Origin of the sequence: Streptomyces sp. SP17BM10 (genome assembly GCF_036322405.1) — a bacterium.
Classification (GTDB): domain Bacteria; phylum Actinomycetota; class Actinomycetes; order Streptomycetales; family Streptomycetaceae; genus Kitasatospora.
In genome coordinates this window covers 96,837-120,332 of the sequence record NZ_JAQYXB010000576.1, presented here as the reverse complement: position 1 = coordinate 120,332, position 23,496 = coordinate 96,837, and the positions used below count along the sequence as shown (strand labels likewise).

Sequence of the window (23,496 nt, the reverse complement as noted above, 5' to 3'; positions counted from 1 at the left end):
CCTTTCCGTGGTACGGAGATTGACGAGCCTTACCCTGGATAATTCCCGTTCCGGCGGACGGCCGCTTCTTCGCGAATGCTCTGGTCCTTCTCCTGAAATGCTCAGCCGGCGCCTTGGCCGGGCCCTGCGAACCGCTTGCGCACGTTCGCCCGCCACGCCTCGTAGGCGGGCGGGTCGGCGGGCGAGGCCGCGTCGGCGAACACCGCGCACTCGTCGCCCAGCGCCGCCGCGTCCGCGACCGACAGGCCGGTGAGCGCCAGCGACGCCTCCTCGCCGTGCTCGGGGACGAAGCCCGCGTACGCCCGCGCCTTCGAGGCGAACACCGACCCCTGCGCCAGCTCCGCCCGGTGCTCGCCGGCTTCCTCGCCCAGCTCCGCCAGCTGCTCGCCGCCGCACCCGCCGGCGAACGTCGCCGCGAGGCCCACCCCGCTCCACAGGTCGGCCTGCCGGTGCGGGGCGAACCTGCGTACCGCCGCCGCCACTTGACGGTGCTGCGCGCCGTGGATGAACCACAGCGCCCGCCCGATCCCCTGGTCCACCGCCCGCGGGAAGTAGCCCGGCGCGCCCTGCCAGGGGTAGGGGCTCGGCACCCGCTGCTCGTCCACCCAGCGCCGGGTGTGGAAGTAGGCGAGGTCGAAGCCGTACCCGTCGACCGCCAGCCAGCTCATCGTCGGGTGGTAGGGCGTGCCGGACAGGTCCGGCAGCACCTTGGGCCACAACCGCCGCGGCAGGCGGGCCATCGCGAACCCGATCCCGATGTACGCCAGGAAGACGTGCGGCTGCCCGGCCCCGGTCAGGAGGTCCCGGGTGCGGTGGCCGCGGCCCATCGCGTCCAGGACGGTGAAGGCCATCGTCGCCCCCTCGAAGGCGAACCCGCGCTGTTCCGCGTCCACCAGGCGCAGCCGGTCCTCGACCTCGCCCGGCCCCTCGGCCTCGATGCCCCACTCGAACCCGCACACCACCGCCTGTGGCACCGCCTCCAGACGGCGCGTCACCGGCGAGGCCGCCACGGGGAAACCGCGCCGGGCGAACGTCACCTCCGCCGGCGAGGGCGCCAGTACCAGCCGGCGCAGCGTTCCCAGGACCGTCGGCATGCTTCTCCTCCGCCCCCCGCCGTCCGATACGGCGGCACGGTTACATGCTCGGCGGCCGGTCCGGCCTGCGGCATCTTCCGCGTTGCGCTGCGGCCGGGTGACCGGTCCGTACTGTTTGAGCGAACGGCCCTTACCCGAGGGGGTGTTGTGCCACGATGAGTGCCCCGACGGGGAGGCGGTGGTTTTCGGCCGTTCTCTGCGCCGGTCCGTGCTCGCTCGTCGACCGGGAGGCCAGAAGTGATCGGGGGCACGTGTCCGGTGTGCCATGGGCCGGAGAACGGAGGCGAGTTCTGCACCGGCTGCCGCTGGCGCCTGGAGGGCGAGGTGTTCCTCGGCGGGCCCACCCCGGACGACCTCCGCCGCGAGGAGGAGGCGCTCGCCGCGGCCCGCGCCGAGTGGGACGAGCAGGCCGCCGCCCTCGCCGCCGGCGACCCCGGACCGGCCGGCGAGCCGGGCCCCGCGTGGGACCGGCTGTTGGAGGAACTCGTCGAACACCCGGACGCCGTCCTCTGGTTCGTCGAACTCACCGACGAACGCGTCGGGTTGATCCGCGCCGAGGCCGACCGCAACGGCATCCCGCACACCGTCGACATCGGCGGCGCCGCCTGGAGCGACCTCGCCCCCGGCTTCGCCGAGGACCCCGCCGACCGTGCCTTCCAGCTCGCCGGCGGCATCGGCACCCACCCACCCGTCGACCGCACCGCCCTCGACGACGCCGTCCGCCGCCTGCTCGGCACGCTCCTCCCCCACGGGCGGCGCCACCGCACCGTCCTGCTCACCCAGCGCCCCGACTGGCCGCTCCTCGCCCGTGCCGCCGAGGCCGCCCGAACGCTGCGCGCGCCCGACGCCCAACTCGGCCCCGTCAGCGGCGGAACGGCCGGAGTCCGCCTGCTCCTGCGCGGCGCCCCCTTGCACCGCGACCACTCCCTCGTGCTCGCCGACGTCGACGCGCTCAGCGGCGCCGTGCGCCCCGAGGCCAAACTCCTCTTCCCGGCCGGTGCCCGGCTGCGCCCCGGCGAGACCGTCACCGTGCCGGTCACCGTCCACGGCGGGGTCGACGCGGACACCCTCGTCACCCTCCCCGTCGTCGCCGCCGGCAGCGGCACCCCGCACGACGCCGTGTCCACCCACGGCGTTCGCCTGCCCGCGCTGCGCTCCGCCGACCTCACCTTCGTGCTGCACGGCCCCGGCGAGGTCGAGGTGCTGCTGCCCGACGGCTCCGCCGCCGAGCCCGTCCGCGACGACCTCGGCACGATCATCGCCGCCCTCCCCCGCCGTCTCGCCCGCCCGCCACGCCTGCACCTGCTCCTCGCCGTCGAGCTCGGCTACGGCGCCTCGCCCGACGAGGTCACCGCCCGTCTCGACTACGCGCGCGGCCTCGTCACCGCCCTCAGCGGTCCCGAGGGCGCCGCCGCGGGCGTCGACGTCGGCCTCGTCGGCTACTACGACCACCACGTCCGCGAGAGCCCGTACGCGCCCCGGAGCACACTGCTCGACAGGCTGCCGCTCGGCCCGCCCGCCGCCGCCCTCGCCGCGCTCGACCGCTGGCGCCCGCAGCGCCGCTGCCGGGACACCGCCTCCGCCCTGGAGGACGCCCTGAAGGCCGCGCGACAGCTGGCGACCGCGCCGCCCTGGGCGCCGCCGGGCCGCGCACGCCCGCAGCGCACCGTGCTCGTCCTCGGCGCCCGCCCGCCCTGCGAGTGGGCCGAACACGGCCAGGGCCCGGTACCCGCCTGCCCGCTCGGCGTCGACTGGCGCGCCGAGCTGGCCGGACTGCGCGAGGCCGGAGTCCGCGTGCTCGCCCGGCGGGACGGCCCGGCAGGCGGGCGCCCGGCCGAACTCGCCCTCCAGCCCCTGTGGGACCACACCGAACTGGCCTGGCGCACGATCGGCACCGACGGCACCCTCCCGCCCGGACAGCCGCCCGCCGCGGCCGCCCTCGACCTGCTCCCGCCCTGGCACGTCGACGGGCCGCCCTGCCGGCTGGCCCTGGCCCGTTCCCTGCTCTGACCGTCGCACCGAGGAGACCCCTGATGTCCAAGCTGCCCGACCCCTCGTCCGAGCACGGTGCCGCGGCCCGGGACGTCCTGCCGCCGGAGCCGGACGCCGGACCGGCCTGGGAGGGCCCGCACACCCAGGGCGGACCGGGCCTGCGCCCCTTCGGCCCGCCCAGCGGCCCACCCCAGCCCACCATCCCCGACGGTTACCCCGCCGCGATCCCGTCCGCGCCCGGCCCGGCGCAGGACGGCAACCTGCCCCCGCTGCCACTGCCCTCGCCGCCCGGCGCCATCGGCCCCGACGGGCCGGGTTCCGTGCGCATCGGCCTGTGGGGGGCGCCGCGCTCGGGCAAGACCACCTTCCTGTCCTCCCTGCCGATCGCGGCCATCCAGCACAACCGGCACGGCAAGGGGAACTGGGTCATCAGCGGCATGACCAAGGAGGCCATCGAGTTCCTCAACCGCGGCATGCGCCTGCTGGCCGTCGACCGCGGCTTCCCCGGGGCCACCGCCGCCACGTCGGGCATGAGCTGGGCGTTCCAGGGCGAGGAGCCGCGCAAGCTGGCCGGCACCCGGCAGGTCGGCTTCGTGCTCGACATCCACGACGTCAGCGGCGAGGTCTTCCGCCCCGAGCACCCCAGCCACGAGGCCATCGTCGACCAGCTGGCCTCCGCCAACGGGCTCGTCTACCTCTTCGACCCGCTCCTGGACCGCGAACACGCCACCCAGAGCCTGGACTTCTTCTACGCGACCCTCAACGCGATCACCAGCCGCGTCCGCGACAGCCGCGCCATGATCAACGGGCGGCTGCCCCACCACGTCGCCGTGTGCGTCGCCAAGTTCGACGACCCGCTGCTCTTCCGGCCCTCCGTCGAGGCGCGCTGGGTCACCCAGGACGGCGTCGGCGCCCGCATCCCGCGCGTGCCCGCCGAGGCGGCCGCCGGCTACTTCGCCTGGATCTGCGACACCTTCCGCGGCTCCAGCGCCTCGCTCGTCCGCGACGCCCTGAACGCCTACTTCCTGCCGGAACGCATCAGCTACTACGCCACCTCCGCGATCGGCTTCCGCCTCAACGCCGACGGCATCTTCGACTACCGCCTCTACGCCAACGTCGAGCAGGTCGGCGGCAAGCCCCGCATCGCCGCCTCCCCGCAGCCCATCAACGTCCTGGAGCCGCTGATCGACCTCGAACGCCGGATCCGCTCGCGCAAGATCAAGCTGCGGTGACCGCCGTGCAGCCACCCGACCCGCACCTGCCCGACCCCCACCGGCCGGGGCCCCACCCGCCCGGCCCCCAACTGCCCGGTCCGCAGCGCCGGCCCGAGCAGCGCCAACGCCCCGGCGCCACCGAACCCGTCAGCGCCCACTGGGCCGTCCTCGGCAAGCACCCCGGCCGGGCCATGGGCTACGAGCTCCTCGCCGCCAGCCTCGACGAGGACCGCGCCCGCCGCTACCTGTGGGGCGCCCAGACCGGCACCCCCGAGGTGCGCCGCCCCGACGAGACCGGCGGGCTGCCCTGGCGCGTCTTCCTCAGCGGCGTCGAGGGCGAACGCACCGCGGCCTGCGCCCTGATCGAGCAGAGCTGGGACGGCACCAGCGACGGCACCGGCGCGCCGATCATCACCTCCCGCCTCCTGCTCGTCGAGTGGTCCCAGGGCGCGGCGCGTGGCCTCACCTGGTCCGCGCTCGCCGACGCGGCGGCCGCCGTGCGCTGGCCGGGCCCGGAGGAGGGGCCGGCCCGGCCGCTGCGCCTCGACCTCGGCACCCTGTCCGTCGCCTCCTCCTCCGCCGAACTCGCCGCCGTCATCGACGAGGTGGGCTTCGAGTGGACGGCCTGCGTGGCCGCCCTGCTCACCGCCGGGCAGCGGATCACCGTCACCGCCGACGGCCGCGACCTGCCGACCCCCGAGCAGCGGGTACGGATCGTCGACGCGGTCGCCGCGCTGCTGCCCTACGGCTGCCGGCACTGGCTCAGCGGCGCCAGCTGGACCGGCGACTCCGACCACAAGGTGCAGCTGACCTTCGCCGAGAGCGCCCGCACCGGCCGCACCGCCGTCCGCTTCGGCGCGCCCACGGCCCGGCCCGCCGATCCCGGCGCCGCCGCGTACCTGGCCGAGCTGACGCGCCTGCGCGCCAAGGGCTGGACCAGCCGGGAGCTCGTCGCCCACCTGCTGGCCGCCACCGCGCCCATCCACTGGACCGACGGCCCCGGCATGCTCCGCGTCCTGCGCGAGGTCGACCTCGTCGACGCCGTGCTCGCCGCGGTCCGCGAGGGCACCGCCCGGATCGAGGACGTCGCCCGGGTGTTCGAACTCCAGGGCCTCGGGCGCCTCGACGCCGACGGCCGCCGGGACCTCTGCCTCTTCCTCGCCCGCACCGCCCGCCCCGGCGGCCCGGACCGGCGCGACGAGCACGCCGTCCGGCTGCTGCGCGATCACTGGTCTCCCGAACTGCCGGAGTGGATGGCCGGATCGGTGCTGGCCGACCCCGACCCCGACCGCGGCTTCGACCGGGCCTTCGCCTGGCTCGACCTGCTCCGGGAACTGCACGGCCCCGGGTCGGGCTCCTTCGGCGAACTGCTCGCGGCGCTGATCGACCAGCGCCGCCCCGGGCCGGTCGCCGGGTCCCGCCAGCGGTGGATCGCCGCCGTCATCCTGGCCGCCCAGCTGACCTTCCGCGACGAGGCCGCACCGGCCGACGGCGTCCTGATCGCCCAGCCCGACATCGGGCGCGCGTGGGCCTACGCCACCCTCGCCCGGGGCGGCCCCGGCGTCCCGGTGCTCGACCGGCTGCTGCGGGCGGCGGGGAAGGAGCGCCTCCCGGGCCCGACCGGCTGGCTGCGCTTCACCGCCTACGCGTGCGGCGCCCTCGACGACCGCGACCTGCGCCGCCCCGGCGACGCGACGGACTTCGGGACGGCCATCCCCGCGGCGCTCTGGCGGGAACTCCTCGACCTCGCCGTCCACCACCGCAGGCCGCTCGTCGTCTCGCACCTGTGGTCGTCCTACTGGGAGGTCGCCTGCGGGCCGCGCGGCCCCGAACTCGCCGCCGCGCTCGCCGCGTCGGCCGTCCACCTGGAGGCCACCGCCGGACCGCTCCAGTCCGAGTACGCGGCCGATCTGGACCTGCTGCGCCTCCGCGCGGCCCAGGGCCAGGACGTCCCGATGGCCGGCCTCGACCGGCTGCTCGACCGGGAGGCCCCGGCCCCGCCCGGCCGGACGCACCTGCGCGGCCGGGGCGCCGGCCCGGTCGACGCCTACGCCGCGCGACTGTCGGAACGGCTGTCCGCCACCGGCTCCGAGCCGCTCTGGCAGTGGGCCGTGGAGGCCCTGCTCGGCCCCCGGCCCGACTCCCGCCGCTGGCCGGTCACCTACCTGCTGGCGGAGCGCAGCGCGCGCGGGCAGGAAGCGCTGATCCGCGCTCTGGACCGGCGGCTGCTCGCCGGCGAGGGCGCCTGGCTCGAACTCGGCCCGCCGCCCGCGGTGACCGAGGCCCTCAACCGGCTGCCGGGGATGCACTCGCTCAACGCCCGCAACAAGGTCCGCCACCTCCTCCAGGGGCCGCCAACGCCCGTCCAGCTGGGCCTGGCGCTGTCGGACGTGCACGCGGGCGGCTACCCGATCGACCCCGCGGTCGAGGTGCTGCCCGGCCTGCTCCGCTGGCGGACCGAGGACGTGGACCTGCTCCTCCACGAACTCTGGTACCGGGCCCACCCGTTGGCCGAGCGCCTGTACCACGCCATCCTGCAGAGCCGCTCGGCCGGCCACCTGCGGCTGTCCCTGCTCGACCTGGCCCACAAGGAGGCGCAACGTCACGAGTACGCCCGGGAGTTGCTCCGCTACGACGACTACGACCCGGCCGACGCCGCCGGATCGGCGGCCCAGCCACCGGACCGCCGCGGTCTCTTCGGCAGGAGGCGCCGCAAGTGAGGCCGGGAAGCACGGGCCGCGGCGCCGCCGGGGAGCGGGCCGGATGACCCTCGCGATCGACGTCGGCACGCGCTTCGTCCGGCTCGCCCACGTCCGCCCCGACCGGCTGCCCGCGCTCGCCGAACTGCCGGAGGCCGTCCCCGCCGAGGGCGTGCCCGTCCCCGCCGGCCAGGATCCGGCGCGCACCCTGGCCGCCGCCTGCGCCGCCTTCCGGGAGCGCTACGGCAGGCCCGCCCAGGTGGTCCTGGTCGCCCCCGAGGCCATGCCGACGGTCTACCCGGACCGGATCGCCGAGGCCTTCGGCCGCACCACCCCGGTCGTCGAACTGCGGCCCGCCACGGCCGTCCTGGCGCTGTTGCGGCACAACGGCCGGGCGCTGGAGGGCACCTGGGCGGTCTGCGCGCTCGGCACGACGGCCATAGAGGTGAGCGTGTGCGTCGCCGCACGGCGCAGCGTCGGCGTCCGGCGGTTCGTGCGGCACACCCCGGAGGGCGGCCTGGGCGCGGCCTTCGACTCCACCCTCCTCGGGGGCGCCGCGACCGACGACGCGGCCCTCGCGGCGCTGCGCGCGGCCCGCGACGCGCCGGGTTCCGCAGCCCGCTGGGAGCGCGTCATCGCGCGGGCCGAGCGGCACCCGGCGCGCTACGACGACATGGCCGTCCTGTGGGTCGACGGGCGGGAGGTGCCCGCCGGGACGGCCCGGCACGCCCTGGCGGTGCTGCGCGAGCAGGTCGGCCACGCGGCGGCCGAGGCCGGTCTGGAGGACCTGCCGGTCGTCGCCGTGGGCGGTCCGGCCCGGCTCGCCGCCGTCCGGCGGGCCGCTGCGGGGGCCGGGCGGGCGGTCGAGCTGCCGGCCGCGGCGGACCCGGCACTGGCCGCCGTCCTGGGCGCGGCCCTGGTCGCGGCGGGGCTCGTCGACCCGGCCGACCGGTACCCGTACGAGGTGCTGATCGGCGCCCGGCGCGTCCACCGCGGACGGCTCACCGAGACCGAGCTGACGCTGTGCGGGCCGGGCCGCCTGGTGCCGGGCGGCGCCACCGTCTTCGCCGAGCGGGCCGGGCGCCGGGTCGCCGTCGGGGGTGCGGGCGAGCGGCCGCGGGAGGCGGAGGTGCGGGTCCGGGACGCGGACGGCGGGCCCGCCGTCCGGGTCGGGACGGTGACCCTGCCGGCGAGCCGGGCGGGCGAACGCTTCCACATCGGGATCGCGATGGCGGCGGCCGGCCCGACCCGGCTCGTGCTGCGGCCCGCGGGCGGCTCCGGCGAGCCGCACGAGTACCCGCTCGGCGAACTGCCGGGCGTCCTTGAAGGAGACCACCATTGAATCCGACGCGCACAGCCCGGCTGCCGGCCGCACTCCTGCTGCCGACCCTCCTGCTGGCCGTCCTCCTGCCGGCCCTGCTGTGGACCGGCACCGCGCGCGCGGCCGACCCGAACCGGCCCACGCGCGCCGAGGTCTACCAGGCCCTCGGCCTCGAACACCAGCCCGCCGACTACGTGATCCTCGTCGACACGTCCCCGTCGATGACGCAGCAGGGCCGCTACGAGACGGTCCGCCAGACGTTGCAGACCTTCCTCTCGGGGCTCACCGGCGCGGACCACGTCGCCCTGTACACGTTCGACACCACCGTCATCGCCCGCTACATCGGCGCCGCCGGTGATCCGGTGGGCATCCTGTCCCGCCTGCCCGCCGCCCCCGGCCCCAACGGCGACACCGACATCGGCGCGGCCCTCAACGCCGCGCTCGGCGAGCTGGAGCGCGGCGACGCCCTGCCGATCGCCTCCGTGGTGCTGATGACGGACGGCGAGAACGCCCCCGCGGCCGGCAGCGCCTACCCGGTCGCCACCACCGCCGCCTGGACGGCCGCCCTGCACGCGCGCGCCGCCAAGCTCGCCGGGCACACCGACCTCGTCGGCTACGCGCTGCCCCTGGCGACCGGCGCGACCGGCGCGCAGCTGCTGAGCCAGGTGGTGACCGACACCCGGGAGCTCGTGCCCGGCAGCATCCAGGACCTCGGCTCCTACCTCCAGCGCGCGGGTGACGACACCCGGCTGCGGCAGGCCCGCGCGGTGCTGGCGCCGGACCTCGGACAGGGCGTCACCGTGTCCTGGTCGGGGCCGCAGACGCTCGACCTGGGCACGGGCGAGGCGACGGGCACGCTCTCGTTCACGTCGCGCGCCGCCCGCCTGCCGCTGTCCGTCGACTCCATCGCCGTGTCCGTCGCCGGGCGGCCGTTCACCGTGTCGGGGCTGCCGTCCTCGCTGATCCTGTCCCCGAAGTCGACGCAGGACATCCCGGTGCGGATCACCGGCCGGCTCGACGGCGGACCGCTGACGCCGCGGCACGTGGAGCACGCCGGCGTGGCCCTGAAGGTCACGGGGACGGTCGGCTCGCCCTGGCAGCCCGCCCTCGCCCCGGACCTCCCGCTCGACATCCCGCCGACGCTCCGGCCGGCCGAGCTCCCGGTGGGCGTCTCCGGGCAGGTCGGCTCGGCGGCGACCCTGCCGCTTCTGATCGGCGTGCCGCTGCTGGTCCTGCTGGTGCTCGTCCTCGCGTGGGTGCGCGTGTACCGGCCGGCGCTGGACGGCGTGCTGCTCATCGAGCCGGCCTTCGGCGAGCAGATCCCCGAGCACGTCCCGCTCACCGGCCGCCGGGTGCGGCTGCGCCCCGCGCTGGGCGGAGCCGGACGGGTGCGCGGCCGGCGCCGGGTGTCGGAGCGCGGCGCCCGGATCGACCTGCGCATCCGCTACAGCCCGGACGGCTCGCAGGCCCGCGCGAGCTCCGTCACCTGCGCGCCCGGCAGCCGGGTGGTGGCCGCGGGCACGGCGTTCGTCTACCGGCCGGCGTCCACCGAACCGCCGGGGCGGCCGTCGTGACCCCGGTGAACGTCGCCGCGACGCGGGTCGGCACCCGGGCGCTCGGCCCGGGGCTGCGCTCGGTCGTGTGGGTGCAGGGCTGCCCGTTCACCTGCCGCGGCTGCATGTCCCCGGACTGGATCCCCGACCACCCCGCTCGGCTCGTCGCCCCCGGCGACCTCGCCGCAGAACTGCTCGCGGACCAGCGCGTCACCGGCCTGACGCTCTCCGGCGGCGAGCCGATGGCCCAGGCCGACGCCCTCGCGGACACCGTCGAACTGGCGCGCTCCCGACGGGACGTGTCCGTCCTCTGCTTCACCGGCCACCGCCTGGAACGCCTGCGCGACCACCCACCGCACCCCGGCGTCCCCCGCCTGCTCGCCCTCGTCGACGTCCTCGTGGACGGCCTCTACGTCGCCGCGCACAACACCGGACGCGGACTGCGCGGCAGCGCCAACCAGCGGGTCCACCGGCTCACCGGCCGCGCCCGGGACGAGACCCACGACTACGAGAACGGCGCGCGCAGCGCCGAGATCGCCCTCGACGGGCCCGAGGCCCTCCTCGTGGGCGTGCCGCCCGCAGGCCTCCTCGAGGCCTTCGACACGGCCGTCACCACCGTACGGAACAGGATCGCGCACGCAGACCCCGGGAGGGAACCATGAGCGGCCGCAAGCAGATCCAGGTGGACGAGTCCCAGTGGTACCGCCTGCTGAAGAGCGCCGACGAGCTGAAGACGGTCCGCCGGGACCTCCCCAAGCTCATCCAGGGCGTGCGCGAGCAGGCCCGCGCCGACCTGGCCGGCGAGTTCGAGGCCGTGCGGCGCCGCCAGCAGCAGAGCGAGGAGGCCGTCCGCCGGCTCAGCGACCAGAACCGCGTGCTGGAGGAGGAGACCAACCGGCGCCTCCACCAGCAGGCCGCCGACCTGCACCAGCGGCTGACGCGGACGGCCGGGGAACTGCGCACCGAGACGCGCGCACAACTCGACGAGCAGCGGCGGACGTTCGAGAGCGACCTCGCCGAGGAACGCCGCCAGCGCCGCGCCGAGATCGCCGGACTCGCCGCCGACGTCAAGGAGTTGCAGCACGACCGCACCCGGGCCGAACAGCTCTCCGCCACCTGGCTCGCCGACGCCGGGGCCATGGCCGACCTCGTCGCCGACGCCCTCCCCCACGAGCGCTACGCCCCGGGTGAGTTGGACGCCGTCCGGCTGCGCCTCGGCCAGGCGCGCGGCAACCACGACCTCGGCCGCTACGACGCCGCGCTCGCGGTGACCCAGGAGGGCTACTACACGCTCAGCGAGCTGCGCGTGCGCATCGAGCAGGCCGAACTGCTGCGCAGGTCCTGGCAGTCCGCGGCCGTCCAGGCGGTCCTGCTGGTCGAGCAGCAGGTGCGGCGCAGCGCGCAGCTGCCCGTCGTCGGACCGGATCAGCAGGAGATCCCGGGCTACTCGCTGGACGTCGACTTCTGGTCGGCCGGCGCGCTGAGCGAACTGGGCGCCCAGCTCGCGGAGCTGCTGGCGCGCTCGCGCGACGAGGCCACCACGGCCGAGGAGCTGGAGCGCATCTGCCGGGAGGAGGCGCCGGCCCTGGAGGCGCAGCTCGCCGACACCGTCCGGCAGGCGCGCCTGTGCCAGCTCGCCTCGCAGATCCGCGTCAACCTCGCCGACGAGGTGGTCCAGGCACTGGCCGAGACCGCCTTCTACGCCTACGTCGAGGACGACTTCGTCGCCTCCGACCAGCGCGGCGCCCACATCACCCGGCTCCGGCACGAGACCGGCAGCGAGATCGTCATCGACATCGACACCGCCGACCCGGCCTCGGGGCGCAACGTGATCCGGGTGATCTCCTCCGACCGCGACACCGAGGCCGAGGCCGACCAGCGTGCCCGAGCCGAGGCGGTGCGGCGGATGCTGGAGGCGGGCGGCCACCAGGCGCACGCCCCCGTCCCGATGCCGCGCCTCGAACCCGGCGCCCCCGACCTCAGGACCGACGACCCCCGCTACGACCTGCGTCCGAAACCCCGGGGCGAGGGCGCGTGACCACACCCGCGCGCGGCGAGCGCTTCCGCGACCTGCGTCTGAGCACCGACGAGCCCTTCACCGTCCTGTACGGGCCCGGCGTGGACGACGTCTTCGTCGACCCGGACTACCGCGTGCGCACCCTGGAGGAGACCCTCTGGGAGCTGCTCCACGCCGAGGGCTACCAGCGCATCGTCTACTCCTCGCTCAGCCGCCCGCTGTACTTCCGCGACCCGCAGTCGCGGCGGCTGAGCCGGCCGGGCGGGGAGCCCGCGCCCACGCGGCCCACGCGGCCCCCCGGCGCGATGCGACGGCTGCGCGGGCCCCTCGGGGCCGTCCGGCTCGCAGCCGACACCCCGCCGGCCCCGGGCCCGGCGCCCGCCCTCGCGACCGGCATCGGCCCCGCCACCGGCATCGCCGATCCCTTCGCCGTCATGACGCACCTCGGCCAGCTGCGCCAGCGCGAGGTGCGCACCGCCGTCGTCTACATCCAGGCCGAGGAGACCCTGGTCCACAACGAGGCCTCCCGGCAGCTGGCCGGCGCCCTCGCCGACCGGGCCCAGGACCGGCTCGGCCGCAACCGGTGGATCTTCGTCTTCCGCCGCTCCACGCTGGAGGAGGTCGAGCGGGTCGTCGCCGACCGGCGCGTCTACCCCGCCCTCGCCGCCTTCCTGCGCACCGAGATCGACCGGCCGGCCCGGGGCGGCGCCTTCCGGGTCGGCTACCCGGACGAGGCGGAACTCGGCCGCATGGTGCAGCAGTTGCGCCTGCGCGAGCACCTGCGGATCGAGGACTGGCGGGAACTCGGGCCGCTCGTGCGCTCCTTCGCGAGCACGCCGCGCCGCGCGTCCGCCTGGCGCGAGGACCTGCGCCTGCTCATCGCCGACGGCGCCCCGCTCGACCGGCGCACCGCCCTCGAACGGCGCCTGGTCACCACCGTCACCCCGCACGACGAGAGCCCCTGGGCGCGCCTGGACGCCATGCCGGGCCTGGCGCCCGTCAAACGCCACCTCCACCGCCTGCGCAACCGGATCGAGGCCGAACGCGCCCTGCCCGCCCGGCGCGACGCCGCGACTCAGCACCTCCTGTTCACCGGCAACCCCGGCACCGGCAAGACCACCGTCGCCCGCCTCATCGGCGAGATCTACCGCGACCTCGGCCTGCTGCGCCGCGGCCACCTGATCGAGGCCGACGCCGCCGACCTCGTGGCCGGCTACGTCGGCCAGACCGCCGAGCGCACCAACGCCCTGATCGACCGCGCCCTCGACGGCGTCCTCTTCCTCGACGAGGCCTACGCCCTCAGCGACCAGCGCGAGGGATTCGGCGGGCAGGCGATCACCGCGCTGCTGGCCCGCATGGAGAACGACCGCCACCGGCTGGTGGTGGTGCTCGCCGGGTACCCCGACAAGATGCGCGAGTTCCTCGCCGCCGACCCCGGCCTCGACCGCCGGATCCGGGCGCACATCGACTTCCCGGACTACGATCCCGCGACCCTCCTCACCATCCTGCTCGGCATGTTGACGGAACGTCGGCTCACGCCGACGCCGGAGGCCCGCGACCTGCTGGAACGGGTCGTCACCGGCATGCACCGCGTCGCCCGCGAGGGCTTCGGCAACGCCGGGGCGATGCGCCTGCTCGCCGACGACCTGTTCGACACGTGGGCGGGCCGCGTCCAGCGCCAGGTGCACCTGCCGCTGCTGCCCGCCGACCTGCCCGAGAAGTACCGCTCGTACCCGCCGAAGCCGGTCCCCGCCGCCACCGACCTGCTCGCCGAACTCGACCACCTCGTCGGCCTGCACGAAGTCCGCGAGTTCCTCACCGGCCTCACCGAACGCCTCGCCCTGCGGCAGGCCCGCGGCCTGCCCGGCACCGTCGCCCCGCACATGCTCTTCCTCGGCCCGCCCGGCACCGGCAAGACCACCGTCGCCCGCCTGGTCGGCCGCATCTGCCACGCCCTCGGCCTCCTGCACACCGACGAGGTCGTCGAGGTGACCCGCGCCGACCTGGTCGGCCAGTACGTCGGCCAGACCGCGCCGCGCACCCGCGAGGTGGTCCGCTCCGCGCTCGACAAGGTCCTGTTCATCGACGAGGCCTACAGCCTCGCCTCCGGCGACGGCCGCGACGACTTCGGCCAGGAGGCCGTCGACACCCTCCTGCGCGAGATGACGGAGAACCCCGGCCGCCTCGTGGTCATCGCGGCCGGCTACCCGCGCGAGATGCGGCGCTTCCTCGACGCCAACAGCGGCCTGCGCTCCCGCTTCGGCGAGACCCTGCACTTCGCCCACTACCCGACCGCCGACCTCGTGCAGATCCTGCGCAACCAGGCGGCGGCCCAGCGCTACCGGCTCTCCGACGACGCCGCGCGCCGCGCCGCCGCCTGGTTCGACGCCCAACGCGCCGCTCGGCCGAACGACTTCGGCAACGCGCGGGCGGTCAGCGGCCTGCTCCAGACCATGGAGACGAGACTGGCGCGCCGCCTCGGACCGGACGGATGGGGCGGGCCGGCCGAGGAGGCGATCACCTTCGCGGGGGACGACGTGCCGCCGCCCTCCTGAGGAACCGCCCCGGCCTCACTGGTCGGCCCAGGACAGCGCGGCGTGCGTGCCCTCGTCCGCCTGCTCGCGGCGCTCCAACAGGCCGGCGAGGATCTCGTCGACCCGGGTCAGCCTGGTCTCCAGCGAGGCCGCCAGCGCCTGCGCCTCGGCCAGCGCCGAGCGGGCCTCGCCGTCCGCCTCCGCACCCTCCGGCGCGAGCGCGCGGGCCAGTTCGGCGTCCGCGTGGGCGTGCAGGCGCAGCGAGGCGAGCTGCTCGACGCGCCGGGTGCGCACGCCGTCCAGGCGGTCCCGCACCTCGGCCAGGCGCGCGCTGCTCTCCTCGAACCTGCGTTGCTCGACGGCGAGTTGATCATCCACGTCCTGTGCGCGGGCGAGCCGGTCGCGGGTCTGCGGCGAGAGCGCGGCGAGCTGCTCCTCGGAGAGCCGCACGAGCCGGTCGGCGCTCGTGCGCAGGGCGTCCTCGACACCGGTGTCCTTGCCGCGCAGGGCCAGCAGGCGGGCGGTGATGGCCTCCTGCTGGCGGGCGAGCCCGTCGAGCGCCGAGACGATCCGCTCCAGGCGCCGCAAGTCGTCGACCTGGCGGCGCAGTTCGGTGTGCTCAGCGAGGCGGCGGCGCAACTCGCGCTCGCGCTGCTCCAGTTCGTCGAGCGCCTCCCGCTCGGCCTGCACCGCGCGCTTGGCCGCCCGCAGCCGGTCCGCGAGGTCGCCGACGTCACGGCGGACGGCCGCCCCGGCGAGCACCGCGTCGAACAGCACGTCGACCGCGTCGCGCAGGCCCTCCCCGGCGGTCAGGGCGTCGTCGAGCTCGTACAGCGCCTCCAGCGCGGACGCACCGCCGGGTCCGCCGTCGATCCCGCGCAGTTCGGCGCACACCCACTGCAGCGCGGCCCCCAGCACCCGCAGCGACGCGACCACCTCGCCGTCGCCCACCGCCTCCAGCGCCGCCGCGATCTCCCGCCTGGCCCGCTCCACGCCGTCACCCCCAGCCGTGCCCACGTCCGGGCCCGATGGTAACCGTGAAACGCCCACCCGACACCCGCAACGACCGAGGTCCCGGGGCCCGTTCGCGCAGCGAGTCGGGCACCGCCGTGCCCGACTCCGCCAAACCCCCACCCCTCACCCCCGACCACCGCTATCCTGCGACGGTCGCACCACCGCACGACATCACCAAGTGGGGGTCACCATGCCGGAGTTGCTGCGCTTCCAGGGACCGGACGACTCCTCCCTCGTGGTCGAGGTCGACGACGACTCCCCCGGCATCCAGCTCGTCTCCCGCGGTGACGAGGGCATCGCCGAGGCCGCCCACCGCCTCGACGCCGCGCTCACCGCGTGCCGCCCCACGCTCGAGTCCGTCCTCGCGGTCCTGCGGCACCTCAAGCCCGAGGAGATCGAGGTGTCCTTCGGCATCAAGCTCAACGCCGAGGCCGGCGTCGTCATCGCCAAGACCGCCACCGAGGGCCACTTCGACGTCACCCTCAGCTGGAAGTCCGGTCCGGCCGCCGCGAGCTGACCGGTGGCGCCCAACCCGGCCCGCGCGCCCTGGGTCGTCAGCGTCCAGCCGCACGGCCGCCCCCTGCCCGAGGGTGGCGGCACGCTCATCTCCGAGCGGCTCGTCCTCACCTGCGCCCACGTCGTCGACCCGGCCACCCCCGCCGAGCCGCCGGACGGCCCGGTGCTCGTCCGCTTCCCGTTCCTGCCCGCGCACGAGCCCGTCCCCGCCCGCGTCCTGCCCGGCGGCTGGCACCCGCCCAAGGAGTGGGCCGGCGACGTGGCGGTCCTGGAACTCGACGTCCCGGCCCCGCCCGGGGCCGAGCCCGCGCCGCTGCGCCGCACCGACGCCGACGTGTTCGGCCACACCTTCCGGGCCCACGGCTTCCCCGCCGAGCACAAGACCGGCGGCGTGCCGATCCGCGGCGAGATCGTCGGGTACGCCGAGGGCGACTGGCTCCAGCTGGAGTCGACCGCCCAGACCGGCTGGGCCACCGAGCCCGGCTTCTCCGGCGCGCCGGTGTGGAACAACACCCTGCACGCCGTGATCGGCGTCCTCGGCCGGCGCCAGAAGCCGGGCCGCGCCGACCGCCGGGTGGGCTTCGCGCTGTCGCTGGACCCGATCGCCCGGCTCTGGCCGCCGCTCGCCCCGCTCGTCCACGACATCACCGAGCAGGAGCGCCGCGAGCGCCTGGCCCGGCTGCTTGCCGTCCCGCTCGCACCGTCCGGCGAGCTGCCCAGGCTCGACCAGGTCGACCCGCACGACCTGGGCGTCAGCGAGTCCACCTACACCGCGGGCGGCTACGAGCCCTACGTCGAACGCCCGTCCGCCGACCGCGCGTTGGACTCCGCCCTCGCCGCCGGCGGCTTCGTCCTGGTGGCCGGCCGGTCAAAGGCGGGCAAGTCCCGCACCCTGCACGAGCGGCTGAGCCGCGCCCACGGCGCCGCCCGGCTGGTCGTCCCCCGACGGGGCCGGCGCGACCTGGAGGAGCTCGCCCGCTCCGGCCTGCCGCACTCCCCCGGTCAGGTCGTCGTCTGGCTCGACGACCTGCACCACTACCTGCTCTCCGGTGCGCTCGACGGCCACGTGCTGGACCTCCTGCTCCGGCACGACCCGCCCTGCCTGGTCGTCGGCACCCTGCCCCACCGCCACCGCGAGGAGCTCGCCGGCCTGGAGAACGAGGTCGGCCGCGCCACCCGCGACGTGCTGCGCCGGGCCACCGTCGTGCACCTGCCGCACGCCCTCACCGCCGAGGAGCTGGCGGCCGCCGCCGACCTCTACCCGCAGGAGGACTTCTCGCTGCGCGGCCTCGGCGAGATGCTCGTCGCCGCGCCCGCCCTGGAGACCCGCCTGGAGGCGGGCCCGGAGACCTGCCCCGAGGGCCGCCTGCTGGTCCGCGCCGCCGCCGACTGGGCCCGCATCGGCGCCCCCGTCCTGCTCGACGAACCGATCCTGCGCGAGCTGTTCGACCGCTACCGGCTGCGTTTCGTCGAGCTCGACCTCGACCCCGGCGACGAGCCGTACCGCACCGCGCTCGCCTGGGCCCGCGACCGCGCGCAGGCGGGCATCGCGCTGCTCGTCCGCGCGCGCGACGACGCCGGGCGGCCCGGCTACGAGGTGTTCCCGTACGTCGCCGAGTACCTCGACACCGCCGCCGACGCCGAGCCCGTCGACGACGCCGCCTGGGAGCTCGCCGCGCTCCTGCTGCACGGCGCCGACCTGGCCACCCTCGGCATGGTGGCCGTCGTCCACGACCGCGCCGACATCGCCGAGCAGCAGCTGCGCCGGGTCGTCGCCGAGGACGCGGACGAGGACCTCACGGCCGGCGCCGCCCTGGTGCTCAGCACGATCCTCATCTACCGCCGCGAGTTCGCCGAGGCCGAGACGCTCCTCCAGCGGGCCGCCGACTCCGGCGTCGAGGACATCGCGGAACTGGCCCAGGCCGAACTCGGGAGCCTGCTCTCCGGCCGCGGCGAGCACGAGGCCGCCCGCGCCCTCCTGGAGCGGGCGGTCGGTGCGCCGGACCCGGAGATCTCGCTGCTGGCCCAGATCGCGCTCGCCGGCGTGCTCTGGCAGCTGGGCGAGGCCGAACAGGCCGAGCGGCTGCTGACCGCGGTGCTCGCGCACGGCGTCGAGGAGATGCCGCCGTCCGCCACCGCCCGGCTCGGGCAGGCCCTCAGCGGCCAGGGCAGCACGGCCGTGCTCGCCGGGACGCCGGGCATCGGCCGGCCGGAACAGGGCAAGCGCGTCCCGGCGCTGCGCTCCGCGTCGGCTGCCGCCGAGCCTCCGGCCGACCAGCCATGGAGCCTGTCACGGGCCGTCGGCACGTCCGCCGCCTCCTCGATCTCCGGCATGGCCCGCGCCGGCCTCGGCGGACTCCTGGTCGGGCGGGGTGAACTCGGCCGGGCGGAGGAGCTGCTGCGCTCGGTCCTGGCGGACGGGGACCCCGAGGCGCGCCCGATGGCCCAGAGCGCGCTCGGCGAACTGCTGATCGTGCGCTCCCGCTACGGCGAGGCGGCGGAACTGCTGGAGCTGGCCGTCGCCAACGGCGGGCCCTGGGTGGAGGTCGGGGCCCGGCTGTGCCTGGGCGTCGCCCGGCTCTTCCTCGGTGACACCGAGGAGGGCCTCGCCCACCTGCGGCAGGTCGTCGACCTCGGCCACCACGACCGCAGCCCCGAGGCCATGTCCGTCCTCGGCCACTGGCACCTGGGCGGGCGGCGGTACGCCGAGGCCGAGCAGTGGTTCCGCCGGGCCGTGGCCACCGGCCACCGCGACTGGTCCATGACCAGCCGCAACGGCCTGGCCTGCGTCCTCTACGACCGCGACGAGGACGACGCCGGCACGTGCGCGCTGCTGGCCGAGGTCGCCGCCTCGGGCCACCGCTCCGAGGCGCCGCGCGCGGCCGACCTCCTCGGCGACGTCCACGTGATGCGGGGCCGGCCCGAGGAGGCCGCCGACGCCTACCGCCAGGCCGTCGCCTCCGGGCACCACGTGTGGTCCTGGCACGCCCGGGTCGACCTGGCCCTCCTGCTCGTCGGCGAGGTCCCGGACCCGCGGTCGGCCGCCGCGTTCGACGACGCCGACGAGGCGGCCGTCCTCCTGGCGGAGACGGCCGACTCCCCCCACCCCGACCTCGGCCCCCGCGCGGCCGACCTCCTCGGCGATCTGTTGGTCGCCGTCGACCGCCCCGACGAGGCCGTCGACGCCTACCGCCGGGCCATCGCCTCCGGGCACCCGGAGTGGTCGCTGGTCGCCCGGATCGACCTCGCCACCCTCCTGGTGGACCTCGACCGCCCCGACGAGGCCGAGGCGCTCCTGCGCGAACTCATGGCCTCCGGCCACGCGGTGGCGGCGGGCACCGGCGTCGCCCTGCTGGGCGTGCTCCTCCTCATCACCCCGGGCCGCGAGGCGGAGGGCCTCACCCACCTGCGCACCGCCGTCGACACCGCCGACGGCCCGGCCCTGCAGCTCGCCCGCTTCCACCTGGCCACCCAGCTACTGGACACCGAAGAGGCGGCCCGGGCCGAGGAGTTGCTGCGCGCGGTGCTCGCCGACGAGCCCTCCGACGTCACCGACGTCGCCCGGGCCATGCTCGCCGCCCTGTTGCTGGACCGCGACGACACCCGGGCCGTCGCCGACCTCCTGGCCACCGAGGACGACGACCCCGTCCCCGCGTACGTCGCGGCCGGCGAGGACCTCCTGGAGGTCGGCGAACTCGACGCCGCCGTCCGCCTCATGGAAGCCGCACGGAACCTGCCGCCGAGCCCCGACACCCCGCGCGCCACGACCCTCCTCGGCATCGCCCTGCGCGCCCGCAACGACTTCCCCCGTGCCCGCGACGCCCTGACCGAGGCCTTGGAGACCACGGAACCCGAACTCCACCACCTCGTCCGCCGCTACCTCGGCAGCACCCTCTTCCGCCTACGGGAGTTCGCCCGCGCCGAGGAGGTGCTGCGCCCGGTCGCCGAGGACGCGCAGAGCCCGCACCGCCCGGAGGCGGTCCTCCTGCTGGCGCTGGTCGTCGACAGCATGCCCGACCGCGAACAGGATGCCGCCATCTGGTTCGAGACCGCCATCCACGCCGAGGACCCCGACATCGCCGCCCGAGCCCGCGTCCACTACACGTCCCTCCTCCAACGCCTGGGCGACGAAACCCGAGCCCGCGACGTGCTGGCCATGCCCACCGAGCCGGTCGAACGAACCCCCCGCGAACTCCCCGCCCCACCCTCACCCACACCGGAGGGCCTCCCCACCGCCGTCCTCCTGCTCCTGGCCGAACTCGCCGACGCCGAAGACGAACCCGCGGAAGCCACCTACTGGCGCACCCGCGCCGAGGCCACCGACCACTGAGGCGGGCTCCCGGCAGAATCGACCACGTGCCCGAACGGGTGGCCGGCACGAGGAGGGCGACCGCCCGACCGGCGGTGGTGCCGTGCGGCCGACCGGCGAACCGGCCGGCCGCGCGGAGGGGAGCGCGAGCGCTGTCAGCCCCGGCTCATGGTGAGCCCGCTGCGGTCGCTCACGCCGGTATCGGCTGCCATGGCAGGTTGCTGCCGCCGGAGGCCCCGTACCGGACGGCCTTCGCGCCGTCGGTGGTGTCCCAGCCGTAGTCGTCCGCCATCAACCCGCCGTCGTGGCTGACGATGGTGAAGTACCCGTCACCGGTGGGCTGCGGGTACCGCTGCTGGTTGGTTCCGCCGGTGGCGGTCCACCGCTGCAGTCCCTCGTCACTCGACGGGAAGATCAGCAGGAGGGTGCCGAGCGGCTGGTACGCCTCGGAATCGGGGCCCTGGAAGTGGGTGGCGGAGATCGCGTGGGCGCCCGGGTGGTCGCGGGCCCGCACGGCCCGCCGCGGGGCGGACAGGTGGTCGGCGGCACCCGCCCGGTCCCGGGGGCCGGGGCCGCCCGACCAGGGGGTGTCCGCGTTGAGCTCGATGCGCTCGGTGTGCACACCTCCGTACGTCACGGCACCGAGCGTGCCGTTGCCGAGCGGCAGTGCTTCCAGGAAACCGTCGGCGGGGCGGCGGCACCAGAGCGGGTCCGTGGCGGGCTCGTGGGTGTTCGTCGGCACGGTGTCCTTCAGTGTTCGACCATTGGGAGCGCTCCCACTGTGCGGGATCGTCGCGAACCGGTCAAGAGGTGTGACGAGTTGGCCCGCTCTGCCCTCGAATCCCCGCAACTACCCTTTCCATCGGCGGCAGTTGGCGCTACGGTCGGCCCACCAGTGGGAGCGGTTCCATCAGTCGGCGCGCCTGGAGCGGCGCGTCCTCACTGCAAGGACTCGCTCATGCGACACCCCCCACCCCCGCGCCACCGGCTCGCGCACCCTCGTGCTCGTCGCCGGGATCGCCCACGCGAACGACCTGAGCGGCCGGCTCGCCCACGCACCCTCTGACCCGGTCGCGAACCTGGCCGCCTCCTGGCCCGTGTACGACATCAACTCCTGTACGGCTGAGGTGTTCTGAATCTCCGTCCTGACACCGATCGCCGCCCGCACCCCGGTCGTGGCGGGCGAGATCGGCGAGAACACCTGTGGGCACGGGTTCGTCGACCGCGTCATGAAGTGGTCCGACGACCACGGGCTCTCCTACCTCGGCTGGACCCGGAACACCCGGGACCGCTCCTGCGGTCCCGCCCTGATCAGCCGTTACGACGGCACCCCCACGGCCTTCGGCCTCGGTCTGCGCGACCACCTTCGCGCTCTCGACGGACACTGAAAGGGACCGCCACCATGAGCCGCACCACCCGCCCCACCGTCAACCGGTTGCGCAGCAGCCGGACCGCCCTGCTCGCCGCCCTCGGCCTGCTGACCGCGACCGGCGCCACCGCCACCGTGCTGTCCGCCTCGGCGGGCGCCGCACCGGCCGGCTGCCGGGTCGACTACCAGGTGTCCAACCAGTGGGACACCGGCTTCGGCGCCAACGTGGTCGTCACCAACACCGGTGACCCACTGAGCTCCTGGACCCTGGAGTGGACCTTCGCCGGCAACCAGCAGGTCACCCAGGGCTGGAACGCGACCATCAGCCAGACCGGGGCCACGGCCACGGCCCGCAACGTCTCGTACAACGGCAGCCTGGCGACCGGCGGTTCCACCTCCTTCGGCTTCAACGGCTCCTACAGCGGCGCCAACCCGGTCCCGACCGCCTTCAAGCTCAACGGGTTGCCCTGCAACGGCGCCGCCCCGACGCCCACCCCCACCCCCACCGGAACGCCCACCCCGACGAACACACCCACCCCCACCCCGACCGGAACGCCCACCACCCCGCCCGGCACTCGCGTCGACAACCCGTACGTCGGCGCGAAGGTCTACGTGAACCCCGAGTGGTCCGCGCACGCCGCCGCCGAGCCGGGCGGCGCCAAGGTCGCCAACCAGCCCACCGGCATCTGGCTGGACCGGATCGCCACGATCGCCGGCGCCAACGGCAGGATGGGGCTGCGCGCCCACCTCGACGAGGCCCTGCGCCAGAAGGGCAGCGGTGAGCTCGTCGTCCAACTGGTGGTCTACGACCTGCCCGGCCGGGACTGCGCCGCGCTCTCCTCCAACGGCGAGCTCGGCCCGACCGAGATCGACCGGTACCGGACGGAGTTCATCGACCCGATCGCGGCCATCCTCGCCGACCCCAAGTACGCCGGCCTGCGGATCGTCACCACCGTCGAGCTCGACTCGCTGCCGAACCTGGTCACCAACACCACGCCGCGGGTCACCGCCACCGCCAACTGCGACGTGATGAAGGCCAACGGCAACTACATCAAGGGCATCGGCTACGCGCTCAAGAAGCTCGGCGCCATCCCCAACGTGTACAACTACGCCGACGCCGGCCACCACGGCTGGCTCGGCTGGGACGACAACCTCGGCGCGTCCGCCGAGCTGTTCAAGCAGGCGGCGACCGCCGAGGGCTCCACCCTCGCCAACGTCCAGGGCTTCATCGTCAACACCGCGAACTACAGCGCGCTCAAGGAGGACGACTTCACCATCGACGACAGTGTCAACGGCACTTCCGTCCGCCAGTCCAAGTGGCTCGACTGGAACCGGTACGCCGACGAGCTCTCCTACGCGCAGGGGATGCGCGCCAAGCTGGTCTCGCTGGGCTTCGACCCCAAGCTCGGCATGCTGATCGACACCTCGCGCAACGGCTGGGGCGGCCCTGCCCGGCCGACCGGCCCGGGGCCGCGGACGAGCGTCGACGCCTATGTCGACGGCGGGCGCTACGACCGGCGACTGAACACCGGGAACTGGTGCAACCAGGCGGGCGCGGGCCTCGGCGAGCGGCCGCAGGCGGCCCCGGCGCCGGGGATCCACGCGTACGTCTGGATGAAGCCCCCGGGCGAGTCGGACGGGGCCAGCAAGCAGATCCCGAACAACGACGGCAAGGGCTTCGACGGGATGTGCGACCCGACGTACACCGGCAACCCGAGGAACAACAACCACATGTCCGGTGCGCTGCCGGACGCGCCGCTGTCCGGCGAGTGGTTCTCCGCCCAGTTCCAGGAACTGCTGAAGAACGCCTACCCGGCGCTGTGACGCGGCGTTGAGCACCCCGGCCGTCCGGAGTCCCGCACGG

General features: G+C 75.5%; 16 protein-coding genes. 13 read left to right on the top strand and 3 right to left on the bottom strand.

Translation table 11 applies throughout. From position 1 onward, the window contains the following. Positions 1-101: 101 nt before the first annotated feature. A complete protein-coding gene (locus PUR71_RS16700) occupies positions 102-1,094 on the bottom strand; it encodes a DUF1702 family protein (RefSeq protein WP_329927786.1) in 993 nt (330 codons plus the stop codon). Between the two features lie 237 nt (positions 1,095-1,331). Here PUR71_RS16700 and PUR71_RS16695 point away from each other — a divergent pair, with 237 nt between their 5' ends. The 8 genes from PUR71_RS16695 to PUR71_RS16660 are packed head-to-tail and all read left to right on the top strand — an operon-like array spanning position 1,332 to position 14,445. Further along, positions 1,332-3,104: a hypothetical protein gene (locus PUR71_RS16695; protein ID WP_329927785.1), complete on the top strand. Its 1,773-nt coding sequence runs from the start codon at positions 1,332-1,334 to the stop codon at positions 3,102-3,104. 23 nt (positions 3,105-3,127) lie between these two features. Then, complete coding sequence (locus PUR71_RS16690; RefSeq protein ID WP_329927784.1) at positions 3,128-4,318, top strand: hypothetical protein; 1,191 nt, start codon at positions 3,128-3,130, stop codon at positions 4,316-4,318. After that, the gene (locus PUR71_RS16685; protein ID WP_329927783.1) at positions 4,315-7,020 is read left to right on the top strand and encodes a hypothetical protein; all 2,706 of its coding nucleotides are present in this window, start codon (positions 4,315-4,317) and stop codon (positions 7,018-7,020) included. Before PUR71_RS16690 ends, PUR71_RS16685 begins: the two co-directional genes overlap by 4 nt. Before the next feature lie 43 nt (positions 7,021-7,063). Beyond that, positions 7,064-8,341, top strand: coding sequence for a hypothetical protein (locus PUR71_RS16680; RefSeq protein WP_329927782.1), 1,278 nt, complete (start codon positions 7,064-7,066; stop codon positions 8,339-8,341). Further along, positions 8,338-9,894 carry a vWA domain-containing protein gene (locus tag PUR71_RS16675; protein WP_329927781.1) on the top strand — a complete coding sequence of 519 codons (1,557 nt, stop codon included), beginning with the start codon at positions 8,338-8,340 and terminating at the stop codon, positions 9,892-9,894. The genes PUR71_RS16680 and PUR71_RS16675 overlap by 4 nt, the downstream gene beginning before the upstream one ends. After that, positions 9,891-10,535: a 4Fe-4S single cluster domain-containing protein gene (locus PUR71_RS16670; protein ID WP_329927780.1), complete on the top strand. Its 645-nt coding sequence runs from the start codon at positions 9,891-9,893 to the stop codon at positions 10,533-10,535. Before PUR71_RS16675 ends, PUR71_RS16670 begins: the two co-directional genes overlap by 4 nt. After that, the gene (locus PUR71_RS16665) at positions 10,532-11,911 is read left to right on the top strand and encodes a hypothetical protein (RefSeq protein ID WP_329927779.1); all 1,380 of its coding nucleotides are present in this window, start codon (positions 10,532-10,534) and stop codon (positions 11,909-11,911) included. Before PUR71_RS16670 ends, PUR71_RS16665 begins: the two co-directional genes overlap by 4 nt. Beyond that, positions 11,908-14,445, top strand: coding sequence for an AAA family ATPase (locus PUR71_RS16660; protein ID WP_329927778.1), 2,538 nt, complete (start codon positions 11,908-11,910; stop codon positions 14,443-14,445). Before PUR71_RS16665 ends, PUR71_RS16660 begins: the two co-directional genes overlap by 4 nt. A gap of 15 nt (positions 14,446-14,460) precedes the next feature. Here PUR71_RS16660 and PUR71_RS16655 read toward each other — a convergent pair whose 3' ends face one another. Next, positions 14,461-15,417, bottom strand: a complete 957-nt coding sequence (locus PUR71_RS16655; RefSeq protein ID WP_329927777.1) for a hypothetical protein — start codon at positions 15,415-15,417, stop codon at positions 14,461-14,463. A 211-nt stretch (positions 15,418-15,628) separates the two neighbouring features. Here PUR71_RS16655 and PUR71_RS16650 point away from each other — a divergent pair, with 211 nt between their 5' ends. Together PUR71_RS16650 and PUR71_RS16645 are read left to right on the top strand one after the other, a co-directional pair. Further along, positions 15,629-15,955: a CU044_2847 family protein gene (locus PUR71_RS16650; RefSeq protein WP_329927776.1), complete on the top strand. Its 327-nt coding sequence runs from the start codon at positions 15,629-15,631 to the stop codon at positions 15,953-15,955. 3 nt (positions 15,956-15,958) lie between these two features. Then, complete coding sequence (locus PUR71_RS16645) at positions 15,959-20,284, top strand: tetratricopeptide repeat protein (protein ID WP_329927775.1); 4,326 nt, start codon at positions 15,959-15,961, stop codon at positions 20,282-20,284. A 169-nt stretch (positions 20,285-20,453) separates the two neighbouring features. Here the strand turns inward: PUR71_RS16645 and PUR71_RS16640 are convergent, their stop codons facing one another. After that, the gene (locus PUR71_RS16640; protein ID WP_329927774.1) at positions 20,454-21,005 is read right to left on the bottom strand and encodes a glycoside hydrolase N-terminal domain-containing protein; all 552 of its coding nucleotides are present in this window, start codon (positions 21,003-21,005) and stop codon (positions 20,454-20,456) included. 130 nt (positions 21,006-21,135) lie between these two features. Here PUR71_RS16640 and PUR71_RS16635 point away from each other — a divergent pair, with 130 nt between their 5' ends. The 3 genes from PUR71_RS16635 to PUR71_RS16625 are packed head-to-tail and all read left to right on the top strand — an operon-like array spanning position 21,136 to position 23,456. Next, on the top strand, positions 21,136-21,399 hold the full coding sequence (locus PUR71_RS16635; RefSeq protein WP_329927773.1) for a hypothetical protein: 264 nt from the start codon (positions 21,136-21,138) through the stop codon (positions 21,397-21,399). A 39-nt stretch (positions 21,400-21,438) separates the two neighbouring features. After that, positions 21,439-21,651, top strand: a complete 213-nt coding sequence (locus tag PUR71_RS16630) for a hypothetical protein (RefSeq protein ID WP_329927772.1) — start codon at positions 21,439-21,441, stop codon at positions 21,649-21,651. Between the two features lie 14 nt (positions 21,652-21,665). Beyond that, positions 21,666-23,456, top strand: coding sequence for a glycoside hydrolase family 6 protein (locus tag PUR71_RS16625; RefSeq protein ID WP_329927771.1), 1,791 nt, complete (start codon positions 21,666-21,668; stop codon positions 23,454-23,456). Positions 23,457-23,496 lie beyond the last annotated feature (40 nt).